The 15,571-nt window shown below is 64.7% G+C and carries 10 protein-coding genes; all 10 read right to left on the bottom strand.

Translation table 11 applies throughout. From position 1 onward, the window contains the following. Nucleotides 1-152: 152 nt before the first annotated feature. Entirely contained in the window at nt 153-1,058 is a 906-nt protein-coding gene (gene tagQ / locus ACZZ0Q_RS12210; protein WP_463542142.1) for a type VI secretion system-associated lipoprotein TagQ, read from the bottom strand. A 64-nt stretch (nt 1,059-1,122) separates the two neighbouring features. Continuing rightward, nucleotides 1,123-2,832, bottom strand: coding sequence for a formylglycine-generating enzyme family protein (locus tag ACZZ0Q_RS12205; protein ID WP_463560614.1), 1,710 nt, complete (start codon nt 2,830-2,832; stop codon nt 1,123-1,125). After that, a complete protein-coding gene (locus ACZZ0Q_RS12200) occupies nt 2,825-4,024 on the bottom strand; it encodes an FtsX-like permease family protein (protein WP_463542143.1) in 1,200 nt (399 codons plus the stop codon). The genes ACZZ0Q_RS12205 and ACZZ0Q_RS12200 overlap by 8 nt, the downstream gene beginning before the upstream one ends. Then, nucleotides 4,024-4,743, bottom strand: coding sequence for an ABC transporter ATP-binding protein (locus tag ACZZ0Q_RS12195; RefSeq protein WP_463382631.1), 720 nt, complete (start codon nt 4,741-4,743; stop codon nt 4,024-4,026). The genes ACZZ0Q_RS12200 and ACZZ0Q_RS12195 overlap by 1 nt, the downstream gene beginning before the upstream one ends. Next, the gene (locus ACZZ0Q_RS12190) at nt 4,743-7,820 is read right to left on the bottom strand and encodes a serine/threonine-protein kinase (protein ID WP_463542144.1); all 3,078 of its coding nucleotides are present in this window, start codon (nt 7,818-7,820) and stop codon (nt 4,743-4,745) included. The genes ACZZ0Q_RS12195 and ACZZ0Q_RS12190 overlap by 1 nt, the downstream gene beginning before the upstream one ends. Nucleotides 7,821-7,956: 136 nt before the next feature. Then, complete coding sequence (locus ACZZ0Q_RS12185) at nt 7,957-8,673, bottom strand: PP2C family protein-serine/threonine phosphatase (RefSeq protein WP_463560612.1); 717 nt, start codon at nt 8,671-8,673, stop codon at nt 7,957-7,959. Then, on the bottom strand, nt 8,670-9,335 hold the full coding sequence (gene tagF / locus ACZZ0Q_RS12180; RefSeq protein ID WP_463542145.1) for a type VI secretion system-associated protein TagF: 666 nt from the start codon (nt 9,333-9,335) through the stop codon (nt 8,670-8,672). Before tagF ends, ACZZ0Q_RS12185 begins: the two co-directional genes overlap by 4 nt. Further along, nucleotides 9,336-12,851, bottom strand: a complete 3,516-nt coding sequence (gene tssM, locus ACZZ0Q_RS12175) for a type VI secretion system membrane subunit TssM (protein WP_463560610.1) — start codon at nt 12,849-12,851, stop codon at nt 9,336-9,338. It abuts the gene before it with no gap. After that, entirely contained in the window at nt 12,848-14,221 is a 1,374-nt protein-coding gene (locus tag ACZZ0Q_RS12170) for a DotU family type VI secretion system protein (RefSeq protein WP_463542146.1), read from the bottom strand. Before ACZZ0Q_RS12170 ends, tssM begins: the two co-directional genes overlap by 4 nt. 4 nt (nt 14,222-14,225) lie before the next feature. Then, nucleotides 14,226-15,560 carry a type VI secretion system baseplate subunit TssK gene (tssK, locus tag ACZZ0Q_RS12165; RefSeq protein WP_122453679.1) on the bottom strand — a complete coding sequence of 445 codons (1,335 nt, stop codon included), beginning with the start codon at nt 15,558-15,560 and terminating at the stop codon, nt 14,226-14,228. Between the last annotated feature and the right edge of the window lie 11 nt (nt 15,561-15,571).

Raw genomic sequence — 15,571 nt, 5'->3', positions numbered from 1 at the left:
GCGCGCATTGTCGCATAGGTGATGCGACAGGTGTATGGCGGCCGATAACGGGCGGTTTCCCTATAGACACGCTTTGAACGGGCAAAAAAAAGCGGCGCCACCGTGCCCCATAAAGGACCGCAGTGGCGCCGCTCGCTCAGACCAGCAGCGCGTTACGCCTTGGCGCAGCTCTCCGGTGCCCAGTCACCCATATCCGGGTTGTTGCACACGTCGTTGATCATGGTTTTGCCTTGGGTGGCGACTTTCTGGCTTTCGGTGCGCGAGGTTTGCGCTTTTTGCGCGGCTTTCTCGGTGGCGACGGCCTGGGTCGGTACTTTGGCGCGTTGGGCTTTGGTGACGGTCACTTTCTTGCCAGCGTCGGCCTCGGCCACTTTGGCTACGGTGTCGCGCTGCACGCCAACGGCTTGCAGGTCTTTTTCGTAGGCTTGGGTGTAGGCGTCGAGGTCTTCGCCGGTGCGGCCGTCAGCGGCGGCGAGCAGGGCGTTGGTTTCTTTCAGGCCGCTGACGATTTCGGCCAGGTGGGCGCGGCCGTCGGCTTCGCTGATTTTCTTGGCTTTACGGGCATCGCGCAGGCTGGCGAATTCGCGCTGGTAGCAGGCTTGGGCGGCTTTGGCGTAGCCGACGCTGCGGTCGATTTCGCCGGTGCTGCGGTCGATGTCGGTGGCGTAGGAGCCAATGCGCTGGTTGTCGTCGGTGATCTGTTTTTGCTTCTCGACGTAGTAACCCGCCGCGCCGCCGACCAGGGCGCCGCCGGCTGCGCCGATCAGGGCGTTGCGTGCGGCGTGGTCGTCACCCGACAAACCGCCGGCCAGGCCGCCGATCAGGCCACCGGCAATGGCGCCGGTCACGGCCGAGTTTTTCACCGCGTCTTCGGTGCCGCGCAGGTGCGATACCGGTTCGTAGCATGCTGGGTAGTACTGGGCGGTGGTGGTGGCCGCTACTTTCGAGGTGGGGCCGGTGCTGGCGCAACCGCTGATGAAGATGCAGCTGGCGGCCAGAAAGGACACCGCCATACGTGCCGACGTGTTGAGTGTTTTGTTGATGCTTGCCTGCTTCATGGTTTTTTCCCGTTCTTGGTGTTGTGTGTTTCGCGGCCCGGTGAGCCCGGCCGCAAACGCTTCCTTAACGCTCGCCGTTCGCGAGCAACTGCTCCAGAATCGCCGCCGGATCGGCACGCTTTTCCTGGCGATACTTTCCTACATGCGTAACGAAGAGCGTGGCACGTTTGACCAGGCTCTTGCCGAGCACTGGTTTGCGGTTGAGCTCTTCTTTTATGCGTTGCAGCTGCGCCTGGATCACGGCATCGGTGTAGCGGGTGCCGGTGGCCAGGTTGTCGATGTAAATCTGTACGGCGCCATCCAGTGCGCTTCGCCCGTTAGCCATCGCGGTGGCAAACAGCTTAGCTGAGGCTTCGTCCTTATTTGCCTTTGCTTGTTCCTGACTTTTTTTCAGGTTGGTCAGGCGAATGTTGTAGTTGTTGATGGTTTCAGCCACCAATGCCGCCGACTGAATCAGGTTGCCGGCTGCTTCTTCTCGCTGTTGGGCAATCAGCGAGACGTTGCGTTTCAATTCTTCGTTAATTAATCCGAGCTGAGCTTGCAGCGCCGGGTCGGTGCTGGCGGCGATCAGGCTGTCGAGGCTTTTGGTTGGGTCGGCGGTGTCGTCGATGGCGTCGGTGAGCGAGGCCAGGCGGCCTTCTTTTTGCCATTGCGTAAGCAGCTCTTTGTAGCGCGAACGCGGGGCGGAGAGGGCGCCCAGGGCGACGCGGAAACCGGTGGTTTCGTTGGCTTGCTCGGTGCCGTCGGCGGCGAACAGCGGGTACTCGCGGCGCATGCCGGTGAACAGCGTGGTTTCGCCTTCCAGGTAGTTGCCGCCTTTCACCACGAAGCCTCCGTAGGTGCCTTGGCGGCGACCGGCGTGCACCAATTGGAACGACTCCTGAACCATTTCCGCGGCGTTGCCGATTACGTCGTACAGGCCGATGGGGTTGGGCAGTTTGGTGCCGATGGGCAGCAAGCGCGCGGCCTGACCGCTGCCGCCTGCCACCTGGTTGTAGACGGCCCAGTCGCCGAGCGGCCCTTCCTGATCGCTGCCTTCGACTTTGCGTGGGAACAAGCGGCCTTCCAGTTCCTGGCGGCTCACGGCTTGCGCGCCCCGGGCGGCGAATTCCCATTCGGCTTCGGAGGGCAGGCGCACAAAGCTCAGGCCGCCGTCTTCGGCTTTGGCGGTGCGGCCGCTAACGGGCAGCAGGTCGCGGTGGTTTTTCATCAGCCAGGCGGTGTACACGGCGGCGAAACGCTCGGCGTCGAAGTGCGACACCTTCACTTTCGGCAAGCGCGCCGCTGCGCCGGTGGCCGGTTCCGGGCAGGCCGGCGGTTCGCCTTGGCCGGCCAACGAGGCGGCTTGGTCCATGACCGCGGCGTACTGGCGGGCGGTCACTTCGTATTTGCCGATGAAATACAGCATGGGTGACAGCGGCGTGCCGGCTTCTTTTTTCGGCAGCGCTGGTTTCAGGATTTCACGCCAGGCGTCGGGCAAGTCGGCGAGGGTGAACTGGCCGTTGATAAAGTCGCGGCGGTAGCCGGAGATAAACGACTGCTGGTAACCGCTTTCACCTTCAGCGAACGGGTAGCCCAGGCTGATTTCGCGGTCGTCCAGGGCGCCGTTGGCCAGCACGTAGACGTAGCGCATCACCAGATTGCCGCCGCATGGCAGCGGCAGGCTGACGTCGTCGGGCAGCGGCTTGGGGTTGTCCACCGAGGGTTCTTCCGCCCAGGCGTTCTGACCCAATGCCAGGGCCAGCGCCGCTACTGCCGTGAACCGCTTAAACATCGCGTAATCCTTCCGAAGCTTCGATCTGCGCCGCGCGCCAACCGCCGAGTGCAGCGGCCAGGGCGCTGCAGGTCAGGGTGGCCAGCGCCGCCAAAACAAAATGAATGGGCAATAACTGGCACACGAACTCGCCGGTGCCCGTGTCGAATAACTGGTTCAGCCCGGCGCCGGCTGCTGCGTACAGCAACCCGGCCAGCAGCAGACTAAACGCGCCGCTGTACAGCGCCAAGAGCAGCAGAAAACCCACCAGCGCGGCCGTCGGGAAACCCAGCAGGCGCAACACGGCCAGCGCTTTGCGTTTGCGCTCCACCGCCGCCAGCGTGTTGGCGGCCACGGCAGCAAAGGCACCGCCGACAGCCAGGGCGGCAATCAGCCAGAACACCAGCGTGAGGTTATGGCTGAGCGAGCGCACCTGAGCAATGGTTGAGGCTTGCGTGGCCACTTCCTGGCCGAGGCTGGCGAAATGCTGACGCAAGCTTTCCACGCCATCCAGGTCCGCCGCATACACGCGCAGCCCCGGATACACGCGGCTGCCCGGCACCGACGGCTCGCCGCCCGGCCAGTCGAACGCGGGCACGGCGCGGCCGTCGCGGTAATCTTCGGCGGCTTCCAGCAGGCTCAGCGGGGCGAACAACCCATCGCGGTTGAAGGTGGCCAAAGGCAGCACCGCCTGCACCGTCACGCTGATCTGCCGCGATTCCACTTGCCCGTTCTGCTGCCGCCCGAAACGCGCGCTCAGGCGCTCGCCGGCTGCGACACCAAGCTTCTCGGCGGCGCTTTGGCTCAACACAATTTGCTCGCCGGTGGGCAGCGGCACGTCAGCCAACAGTGGGTCGCCCTGGGCGGTGGGGATCATCTCGACAGTCAGCGACTGGCCGCTGCCGTCTACCGACAAATCGGTGGTGGCGGCAATCTGCCGGGTGCGCGGCAGGGCGAAGGCTACATCGGGGCGCAACTTCAATTCGGCGACATCGGCCGCGCGGTAACGACCGCCACCGAGGGTGATGACTTCACGAATCGACGGGTCGTTTTCCAGGCGTTCGGTCAGCGTGGTGACCAGGCCGAACTTGAGCCCGAACAACACCAGCAGCGGCGTGATTACCGCCGTCAACGCCAACACCGCGCACAACGACAAGCGCGCTTCGGTGCGGTAATCCGCCCAGGCCAGTGACAGCAGCAGGCCGACGCGCATCAGTGCCCCGCCTGCGTAAGTGTCGCGGTTACGCCGCCGTCGGCATCGCGCCGCCATTCAATCGGCAACACGCTCAGGCCGGCGCTGCGGGCCAGGGGTTCGTCGTGGGTGGCGATGACGGTGCAGGTGCGATGAACCCTGGCTTGTTCAACCAACAGTTGCATCACGCGCTGCGCGTTGGCCGGATCGAGGGAGGCTGTGGGTTCGTCGGCCAGCACCAGTTTTGGCCGGTGGGAAAGGGCGCGGGCGATGCTCACCCGTTGCCGTTGGCCGACCGACAGCCGACTCGGGCGCTTGTCCAGTTGCTCGGCAATTTCCAGGTGCTCGGCCAGGCGCTGCACCTGCTCGTCGGCGGCCAGGTTCAACAGGCGGCGCGGCAGCTCGATATTGCCGCGCACGTCGAGAAATTCCAGCAGCCCACCGGTTTGCAATACGTAGCCGCAGGCTTTGCTGCGCAACCGTGCCAGGGCGTCGTGGTTGTGGGCGCGCCACAGCGCCGCGATGTCGAACTGGCCGCCGTCGACCTCGAAGTGAAACTGCCCGCTGTTATCCGGCGACAGCACCAGCGCGAGCAAATCCAGCAGCGTGCTTTTGCCACAACCGCTGGGACCGACCACGGCAATCTGCTCGCCCGCCGCCAGGTCCAGCCGGGGAATGTTCAGGCTGTAACGCTGGCGGCCGGCGCCACGGGTTTTCTGAATGTCGCGCAGGCGCAGCATCAGGGCAGGGTCGACAGTGGAACGCGGTACAAGGCATCGCCCGGCTCGGCGTCGCCGAAGCGCACCCAGTTGGCGACGTCGTTGTGGAAGGTTTCGTACAGGCGAATTTTCGAATCCAGCTCGTCGATAAAGTCTTCCTGCTCGGCCACGCTCAGCGACAGCCACAACTCCTGGGTCATGTTCAGCGATTTGCTGCGGTACGGCAGGCCTTCCAGGTACTCGCCCAGAATGCCGCTTTGGGCCAGGTTGCTGCCCTTCACCAATTTCGACGGGTCGCGGCTCATGTAGGCGCTGGCCGTGGCGATTTCTTCGAAGAAGTCTTTCGACGAACTCTGGGTGCGGCGCGCCGCGTCGACGATCAGTTTCAGCGATTGCTGGAGGTCATTGAGTTGCATTTTGCTCAGCAGCACGCACACCTGAAATGCCGGTAGCGCCGGGTTGGTCAGGTCGCGGTCGGCGGTCCAGGCGGTCACCAGTTGCGGCGCGTGGGCGGCGCCGCGCTGGCCGAGGAAGTCCATGTGCATGGCGTAGCCGATGGCGGCGGTTTTCGCCGCCAGGCTCAGGCCGCTTTGCAGCTGCGGCGCCGGTTGGGCTTTTTGCTGGCCGGCGTTGTGCACCAGGTCGGCGAACACCGAACCGATTTCATTGACCGTGTTGCCGAACTTGCCGACATCTCCGCCAGCCACGGAAATGTACAGGTCGCCGATTTTCGGGTTGGCGTCGGCGGTGAGGCTGCGGTACTGCTGCTCGGCGTAGCCGTGGTTGTTTTTGCCAGCCGGGGTGCGCAAGTGCAGGGCATAGATTTTGATCTGCTTGCGCAGCGCCGCTTCGCGCACCTGGGCTTCGTTCATTTGTGTGCGGCCCAGCGGATCGTTTTTGCGCAGGGCGCCGGCGTCGGTGACTAGCAAAATCACGCGACCGGCATAGGGCGACCAGTCCATGTTGTCGACCGCGTCCATCACGCCGGCAAAGGCGTCTTCGTTGAACGAATGGCTCGATACGGTGGTGGCTTTGACGTTGCGCGCCAGCTCGATAAAGCGCTGCGGGTCGTTGTCTTGCTGCAACGGCACCAGGGTTTTGCTGACGTATTCCAGGCCCGGGGTTTTGTCGATGTTGTTGCGGAAACCGACCATGCCAAAGCTGACTTTATCCAGCTCGCCACGGGCGCCGATCTGTTCTTGCAGGCCTTTGACCACGTCGTTGACCTGGTCGATATACGGCTGCATCGACACCGAGGTGTCCACCACCAGCACGATGCCGGTGCGGAAGGCGTCCGGCTTGCTGGCAAGCTTGGCGCCGGCGCCATTGAGCTGCGGCGTGTTGCCCGGGTCGATGGAGGCCACGTTAAGCAACTGCGCCGGCTGGCCGTCGGCGTCGAAGCTTTCGCGCGACTCGAAAATCGGCAGCAGGTAGAACTGGTCCTGGGCGATGGCCATGTCTTGCGGCTCGATGGCCAGCACGTTCTGGCTGGAACCGTCGTCGCGCTGCGCTTTGGTCACTTCGTTGCGTGCGGCGGTGGTGTCGGCCAACAGGCGTTCCACGTCGTCGGCCTTGCGCAGGAAAATTACCGGACCACGGCCCGAGCGCTCGGTGAATTTCAGCACCAGGCTCTGCTTCCAGTCGCTCACCTGCGCGGCGGGCAACCAGCCTTCGCTGCGGCCATCGCTGGAGGCGCCAACTTTTACCCAGGGCTCGCCGCCGACCTGCTGGCGGGCATACACGTACAGCACCGAAAACGCCGGCAGCGCCGTGCTGCCGGCTTTGCCGCCGGCTTCTTGGGCCAATTGCGCGCCGGGTTTGCTCAGCACGCGTTGGAACAGGGTTTTCTTACCGGCCATCAGCAGCGGTTTGTCGCCGCCGTCCTGATTGGCGGCTGGCGCGACGCTGGCGGTAGTGGTTGATGCCGTCGTGGTCGAAGCAGGCGGCTGCGCCGGTTTCTTCTCGGGCTGCACCTGAGCAACTGGCGGCTTGTCGGCTTTCGGCGAACCGCTCAGCAGGAAGTAACCGCTACCGCCCAGAATCAGCAGCAAGCCCAACCCGGCGCCGGCAATCAACGGCACTTTGTTGCCCGAGCGTTTCTTCTCGATGGGCGGCGTGTAGGTGGGCGCGGGCGGCGGCAAGGTGGCGCCGGCATCGGTGGCTTGCAGTGGCGGCATGTCGATGGACATCGGCGTCAGGCCACCGGTGTCGGCGGTAATTACCGGCGTGGCGGCGGTCGGCGCTTCTTCGCTGCGCGGTGTCGGCGGCAGGTTCAGCGGGCGAATCTGTGTGCTTTCCATGGCGCTGGGCGCCAGGTGATCCAGCGCGGCGATAAACGCCCCGGCGGTGGGGAAGCGCTCGTCCGGGTTCTTGGCCAGCAGCTTGCGCAAAATGTCCTGATAACGGCCGTGGTTGATCGGCAGTTCCGGCAACGGTTCGGTCAGGTGGGCGAGGGCGGTGGACAGTGAGTCGGTGCCGACATAGGGCAGCTTGCCGGTCAGAATTTCGTAAAGCACCACGCCGAGGGCGTAGAGGTCGGTGCGGCCATCAATGGGCAAACCACGCGCCTGCTCGGGGCTCATGTAGCTGGGCGTGCCGATGGCAAAACCGACCTGGGTGAACTGCGTGCTTTCTTCAATCGACTTGGCGATGCCGAAGTCCGACAACACCGCCGTGCCGTCGGCGCGGAACAGAATGTTGGCCGGTTTTACATCGCGGTGCACCAGCCCTTGCGAGTGCGCGTAGCCGAGCGCCGAGGCCACTTGACGCAGAATCGACAAGCCCTGTTCCGGGCTCAGGCCTTCTTCGATGCGCTCTTTCAGCGTGCCGTTGGCCAGGTATTCCATGGCCATGTAGTACCAGGGCCCGGCGTTGCCGATGTCGAAAATGGTCACGGTGTTGGGCTGCGACAGGCGCGCCAACATGCGGCCCTCGCGCAGAAAGCGTTCGCAAAAACTCGGGTCGGCCGCCAGCGCACTGGCCATCACCTTGAGCGCCACCTTGCGTTGCAACGAGCGCTGCGTGGCCAGATAAACCGTGGCCATGGCGCCTTCGCCAAGGCCGCGTTCGATGTCGTATCCAGGTATCTCGATTTGCATGCCTTTACTGCTCTTATGAGGCGGCTATTTGTTTGTTCAAAAGCATCGCGGCTGAAGCCGCTCCTACAGGTTGTGGAGTTCCCGTGGGATCGGCTGGGCGGCATTCCGCTTTAGCCGCGATGCTCTTCTGGTCCTTTCACAACGCCCGAACCGTAATCGCCGTGATGTTATCCGGCGCCCCCCGGGTGAGCCCCAGGTGCACCAGACTTCTCACCATGGCATAGGGCTCGGCGTTGCTCAGTACGTCGCGCAATTCACTGTCGTCGGCGGTTTTGTTCAGGCCGTCGCTGCACAGCAGAAAGTTGTCGCCGGGCTGCACGGTAAAGCTCACTTCGGCCAGCTCCAACTGTTCAAACACGCCCACGGCGCGGGTGACGACGTTGGCGCGGGGGTGCACGCGGGCTTCTTCTTCGCTGAGCATGGCGTTGTCGATCAGGTCTTGCACGTAGCTGTGGTCGCGGGAAATCATTTCCAGTTGGCCGTCGCGCAGGCGGTACAGGCGGCTGTCGCCGGCCCACAGGCACGCGGCCTGCTCGCCACGCGTGGCCAACAGCACCACGGTGCTGCCCATCATGCTCACGCCGCGGCGCGCGGTTTCTTGCAGCACTTGTTCGTTTACCTGCGCCAGTGCCGCGCGCAGGGCGGCGACGTACTCGGCCAATTCCTGAGGCGCGGGAATCTGGCGCAGCGTGTCGATGATCAAGTTGCTCACGTAGTCACCCGCCGCGTGGCCGCCCATGCCATCGGCGACCACCCACAACCCGCGCTCGGTCAGTTCCAGGCAGGCGTCTTCGTTCACCTGGCGCACCATGCCGACGTGGCTGTAACTCGCCGCTTCATACGCCGTAATCATGGCGAATCCCTCAGCACGCTGCGCCGCTCGCCCATTAGCAAGCGGGCAAAATCTTCCAGCGCCGGCAAGCCGTGGCAGCGCAACAGCCCGGCCGCGACCTGATCGGAACCGTGGCCCCACCAGCAACTGAAGCCTTCGCAGCTCAGTTGAGCCAACAGCGCCAAGCGCGCGTGGGGTGTGGTGACGTCGCTGCGCAACAAACTGCCCAGCCCGCCGACATGGGCGCGAGGCGCCACCGCAGGCTCACCCAGGGCGCTGACGGCCTGCTCGAAAAGCTCAACGTCGGCGTCCGGTTCCAGGGTCGAAAGCAGCAAGGCTTCGGCGCGATCAAACCATTGCTCGTCGCCACCGACCACGCTGGCGATGTCGGCATCGACTGGCAGCAGGCAAGCGATGGTCAGCGGGAAATAACGGCCGACGCGGTCGATGCTCGGCATCATCACGCCTGCCACCGGCTGGCTGCCGAGCAGGTTGGCCGGCACGGCGAACCGCCACAGCGGGCTGACCAGATAGGCATCCAGCCAGGCATCGCCCAGCTCACGTTGACTGGCGGCCATGCCGGCAGCCAGCCAGGCATCCCAGGCTTCGATAAAGGCGGGCGGCAGGTCGCGACTGAGAAAGTCGCCACGGGCGGCCAGCTTGCCGTAAAACCCAGCGCTCATTTACAGCCGCTCCGGCAAGCTGAAACCCGACAGCACGCGGCTCTTGAACGGGTTGAAGGCGCTGCTGGCGCGCAGTTCGCACGAGATGCTCGCACCGTCCACGTGCAGGCGCAGGGTGAAGCGGTCTGGCGCGTTGCCGCGTTCCAGTTCCGATTGTTCCAGCAGGCGGAACCAGGCCCACGGGCCATCCAGCGTCAGCCCGGAACGACCGCCGGTGGGTGGCGGCAGAATCGACACGCGCACACCGCCGGTGCTGTTGGGGCTTGGCCATTGCATCGCCACGGGCCGGCTCGGGCCGTGGTCGTAGGTCATTTGTTGGCCGTCGAGGTCGAGCAAGAACTGCTCGATGCTGGCGTCCATGGCCACCGGCTTGAGTTCGAAACGCACCGCCGGTTGCGTGCCGCCTGCGCGGAAAAACGCATCGCGAATCGCCGCCGCGCGCTGGAAAGTACCCAGCACGTTGGGGTTGATACCGAGCTTCTGCGCGGCGCCCGGCTGCCAGCGCCAGGTGGCGGCGGAGGTGTCGACGTAGGGCTGCAAGTACTTGCGGAAGTAGTTGTCCATCACCCCGCCCGTGCCGAAGAACAGACCGAAGTCTTCCAGGGTCACGTCGCGGCTGCTGCTGGGGTTGATGGGATAACGGTCGGCGATGGACTGGCGGTACACGCTCACCACTTCGCTGACCCACGCGCCGTTCAGTTGGTTGCGCACGCCACCCATCATGCTGTTGGTGGTGGAGTTGACCACCGACTTCACCAGCCCTTGCACCACGGGCGGCTGACGCTCAGCGGTCAGCGCCACACGCGAGGCGGCAGCGGCCACCTGGTTTTTCGACTCACCGAGCAAAGCCTCGCCACTGGCGCCGACCATGCCGCTGACTTGTACGTACAAGGCGTTCATATCGGCCAGCAAGGTGTCGATGGGCGGCGGCTCGTTGCCGGTGGTGGCGACCAGGCTATTGAGCTCGGCAAAGCGCGCGCTGATGGGGTCGGTTTCAGCCGGCGCTTCGCTTTGCGTGGCTTGTTCTTCGCCGACCAGGGAACCCAGTTGCTGCTTGAGCTTGTCCACCGTGCCGTCAACTTTCTTGCCTTGTTCGGCGAGCAAACGGTCGGCCTGTTGCAGGTCGGTTTCCTTGGCCACCGCCACCAGCAGTTTTTTGAACGGTGAGTTCGGCCCAGAGAGCACGCGTAGCACATCGGCGGCCTGGGCCACGTTGCTGATCGGCACCACGTCGATGTCGCCGAGCAAGCCTTCCCATTGGCGCAGGTAGTCTTCGAAATACAGCTTGCGCACGTCGGAGGCCAAACCGGCGACGCCTTGCACGTCGTCCAGCGTGCGCCCCAGCACCCACTGTTCTTCGGCGATGGTGCCGGCCTGGCTGAGGCTGGCGGTGAGGAACACTTCGCGGTAGCCCCGGTAGGTGAAGAAGCCGCTTAACGGCTCGCTCAATGGCTTGCCACTTTTGCGCGTGAACACCAGCGGCGCATCGCGACCGGCTGCTTCACTGATGCGGAAGTCTGGCAAACCTTGCGGCAGTTTTTGCCGTTTCACCCGGTCGTATACGCGCTGCGCCACCGGCAGGCGTTGCAGTTGCCGGCGCAGGTCTTCCACCAGGTTTTCGTCCAGGCGCGCACTCGGCGGCCGCCGCTCCAGCAGGGCGTCCAGGTGCTCGTGCAAGGCTTGGCGCTGCTCGGGCGCCAGGTCGCGGGGCAGGGCGCGGTCCCAGTCCAGAGCAATCCAGGCTTTGATGAAGTCGGCGTCGTAATGGTCCGGGCTGCCGAGCATCAAGTAGGCCTTGAGGCCTTCGTATAGGAAGTCGGAACTGCCGCCGGAGCGCAGCTGTTCTTCCATACGGGTGACCAGACGCGGCGCGAACACGGCGATCAGCAACTTGCGGTACACGCTGGCCGATTCCTCGCCGAGCATGTCGCCTTGGTACAGGCCATAACCCTCAGCCCAACCGGGCGGATCGCCGGCCACGTTCTTGATCGCGTTAAGCAGCGGCAGCACCGCCAGCACGTCACGCTGCGCCGGGCTCAGGCTTTCCAGCGCTGCGGGCAACGGCTGCACGCGCTGTTCCACGGCGGCGATATAGGCCTGGTTAGCCCGGTAACTGGCAAACCACACGCCGGCCACCACCAACACTACGAGCACGGTGGCGGCCAGGGCGCCGCGCGCCAGCCATTTGCGTCGGCGCTCGACCTTGGCGTCGGCGCCAACCAAGCCGCGCTCACCAAAGGCCACGGTGCGGAACAGACGCTCGATAAAGTAGCTGCGCCCGGTGCCGTTCTGCCGCGCCAGGTGCTGGCGGTCGAGGTTCATCGACTGCGCCATGGAGCCGATCAGCCGATCAATCGGCGTGCCTTCTTGCGTACCGCTGGTGAGGTACACGCCGCGCAGCAGCACGCGCTCTTCAAAAGTGGTGGGCTTGAATACGCCTTCGAGGAAGCTGCTGAGGTTGTCTTTCAGCGCCGACACTTGCTGCGGGAAGCCGTAAATCAAATCACGGCGCGCCGGGTCGCGTTCGGTTTGCAGGCGCTCCACCAGGCCTTCGTTCAGGCGCTGTTCGAGGCCGGCAAATTCGCTGGCAAATACCGCCAGCGGCCCGTCGGTGTTCTTGCCATCGTCCAGGGCAAAGGTCATGCCCCACACCTGCGCGCGATCCTCTTTGCTCAGGTTGTCGAAAAACTCCATAAAGCCCGGCACCAGGTCGAGCTTGGTGAGCATCACGTAAATCGGGAAGCGCACGCCGAGCTGCGTATACAGCTCTTGAATACGCGCGCGAATGGCGCGGGCGTGGGCCAGGCGTTCGGCCTCGGTGCCCAGCAGCAAATCCGAGAGGCTGATGGCGATAAACGCGCCATCGATAGGCCGACGTTTACGCTGGGTTTTCAGCAAGTCGAGAAAGCCCAACCAGGCCGCTTTGTCGACCGCTGCGTGGCTGTCTTGGGTGGTGTAGCGGCCGGCCGTGTCGAGCAGCACGGCTTCGTCGGTAAACCACCAGTCGCAGTTGCGCGTGCCGCCCACGCCACGAATGGCGCCGCTGCCCAGTTCGCCGGCGAGCGGGAAGTTCAGCCCCGAGTTCATCAGTGCCGTGGTTTTGCCTGAGCCGGGCGGGCCGATGATGACGTACCACGGCAGCTCGTACAGGCTGCGGCGCTCATCGCCGCCGAGCTTGGCGCGCTTGAGCAACGCCAGGGCTTCGTCCATGCGCTGCTTGAGGGTCGCCAGTTCTTCGGCGGTCGCCACGCTGGCGGCGTCCGGCGCGCTGACGGCGGCCAGGCCGCTCATCACCTTGGCGGCGTTGCGCCGGGCTTGCAGAATGCGGGCGACGCGGTAGCCGATCCAGATCAGAAACAGCAGGGCAATCAGCACCCAGCGGCTGGTGGCCGAAGCCAACGGTTCGTGCTCGCCAATGCGCAGCAACGGGCCGACAAACCAGATGATCAGGCTGAGGGCAATCAGGCCCAGCACCGGCATGACCCAGCGGGCGAAAAAGTTGAAAAACGACTTCACTCGACGCCCTCCGCAAATACCGTAATTTCGACCCGGCGGTTGCGCGCGCGGCCTTCGTTGGTGGCATTGGAGGCCACCGGCTCGGTGTCACTGCGGCCCTCGGCCCGGAAGCGCGTGCTGTCGCCGGTTTTCGCCGCGAGAATGCCCGCCACTTCCTGAGCCCGTGCCTGCGACAGTTTCCAGTTCGACGGAAAGCGCAGGGTGGCAATGGGGCGGTTGTCGCTGTGGCCGGTGACCAGCACGTTGCCTTTGACTTTCTGCACCGCGTCGGCGATGCGCATCAGCAGCGGTTGCAGGTCGCTGTCGATACTGGCGCTGCCAGAGCTGAACAGCTCGTCGCCACGAATGGTCACCACCGAGCGGTCCACCGCGTCTTCCACGGCCACACGCTGGGCTTTGATGTCCTCGGCGAGGAAGCCGGCCAGGCGCGGACGCTCGATGATTTTCGGCTGCATGGGCGGACGGTCGATGGCCTGCACCGGAATTTCGCCCAGGGCATGAATCTTTTTGAACACCGGTTCGGCGTCGGCGGCCAGCTTCATGCGCAGGCCGAATACCAGCAGCAGCAACAGCGCCAAACCGATGGCAATGCCGACCCACGGCGGCAGGTATTGCGAAAGACGGTCACGCACCACGCTCAAGCCGCGCCAGTGCGGCGACAGCTCGCGGTCGCGCTCACCGCGTACCGAACGAATGGTGGCGGCGGTGCGTTCCCGCAAGGCTTCGAGTTGGCTGCGGCCGTCGTTCATCACCCGGTAACGGCCCTCGAAACCGAGGCTCATGCACAGGTACAACAGCTCCAATAAATGCAGGCGCTGGTGGGCGTTTTGCAGGCAGTGATCCAACAGTTGGAAGACTTTTTCGCCGCCCCAGGCTTCGTTGTGCAGGGTGATCAGCAGGCTCTGTTTGCCCCATTCGCTGCTGCTGCCCCACGGCGTGCTGAGCACGGCTTCGTCGAGGGCAGTGCACAGCACGTAGCGGGCCAGCATCATTTCATCCTGCGGCACGCCGGCCTGGCGCACTTGTTCTTCGAATTGACGCAAGTGCCCGAGTATTTGCGCGCGCAAGCTGGCCGGCGCCGGGTGGGCGATGGTGTTGCGCAAGCGGGTGAGCAAGGCCAGCAGCGGCCCGGCTGCCTGCTCCAGCGGATTCAACCCCTGACCACGCGTGGTAGGCAACGGCGCGCTGGCCATGGGGCCGGCAGGTTGTGCTGGCGGTGGCGTCGGGCGGCCAGCGGCGGCCGGGTCGGGCGCACGTCCACCGGGGCGCGGCATGATCATGGTGCGGTCATCGGGGCGACCGCCGCCTGCGTTGTTGGTGGAGCCGGTGCCAGGCGGAGGGCTGCCGAACGGATCGTCGATTGGGTGCATCGGATTATCCTCGGATGGCCCAGAAGGCCAGGTTCAGCCCCGGGAATTGCCCGGCGATATGGAAGGCAAAACCACCGGAGTTCGGCAGTTGCTTCCAGTGCGCGCTGCCGCGATCCAGCTCGAAATACGTCGAGCCGGCGTGGTACGGCAATTGGCGTGGCGCCACCGGCATGGGCAGCAAGCCAATGCCCGGCAACTGCAAGTTCACCAGGTCGCGAATGTGCTCCACCGAGCCCACTTTGGCTTGCTGCGGGAAGTTGCCGCGCAGGGTTTCGCCCGGCACATCGGCGCGCACCACCAGAATAAAGGCGGCGTTGTCGATCAGGGTTTTGTCCGCCAGCATCGCCACGTGCACGCCGTACGATTTCTCCACAATCGGAATGGCCACGGCCTTGCTGTCGATTACCGTCGCCAGGGCCATGCGCAGGGCGAGGAACACCGGGGCGAAGCTGCCGGCCAGGTCGTCATGGGCGTATTGCGGGTATTCCGCCGGGCGCCGCTCGCTGGTGGTGAAGGTCGAGAGTTCGCCAGCCAGGGCCACCAGCTCGGTGTACAGGCGCTCCGGGTGCAGCGGGCTCAAACGGGCCAGGTGGCTGGTCAGGGCTTCAGCGCGGTTGATCAGTTGCAGCAGCAGGAAGTCGGCAATCTCCGAAGCGCCACCGGCGCTGGAGGCGACTACGCGACCGGCTAGGGCTTCGCCGCGTTGATGCAGCAGGCCAACCAACTCTTTGCAGAAGCCGGCCAGCGGCGCGGCGGCGGCCACATCGAGCAGTGGCGGCAGGTAATCGGGGTCGAGCACCAGGGCGCGGTCGGCGCGTTTTTCCCGCACACGCACCACACCGACGCTGGCGTATTCGCCGAGGCCGTCCTTGTCGGTCAGCAGGCGAAAGGCCTGGCCGCCAATCGACACCGGGGCGCGGCTTTCAAAGGCGGCGTTGTCGTCGCGCACTTCACGCACCTGGCTCAGGTAACGGGCGCCGCCCAGGGCTTCGCCTTCGTCTACCGTGTCGCGGGTGCCGGCACGGCGCAGCGGCAGGGCCAGGTGCACGATGGCATCGCGGGCGTTGTCGTCCACGCTCAGGGGCACGGGCGCGCTGTCGTCGCCGGGAATATTGAACGGCGTGCCGTCCGGCAAAATGCCTTTGGCGCTGAGAATGGCGAGCTTGCCCTGGGCCAGCAGCGCCTCGTCAATCTGCAACTCGGAAAAGCCCCAGCCACCGGCGAGCAATGGGCGGCAACGGCCATCAACCAGTGCTTCGAGGTAGCGGTCGTGTTGCTGGAAATGCTGGGGGCGCAGGAACATTCCTTCCGACCAGACCACGCGGTTATTCCAAGACATGCTGGCTCCTG

The sequence above is a fragment of the Pseudomonas sp. AC070 genome (assembly GCF_979258635.1).
The sequence above is the reverse complement of the archived record's forward strand: the minus strand, read 5'-3'. Positions and strand labels throughout refer to the sequence as shown.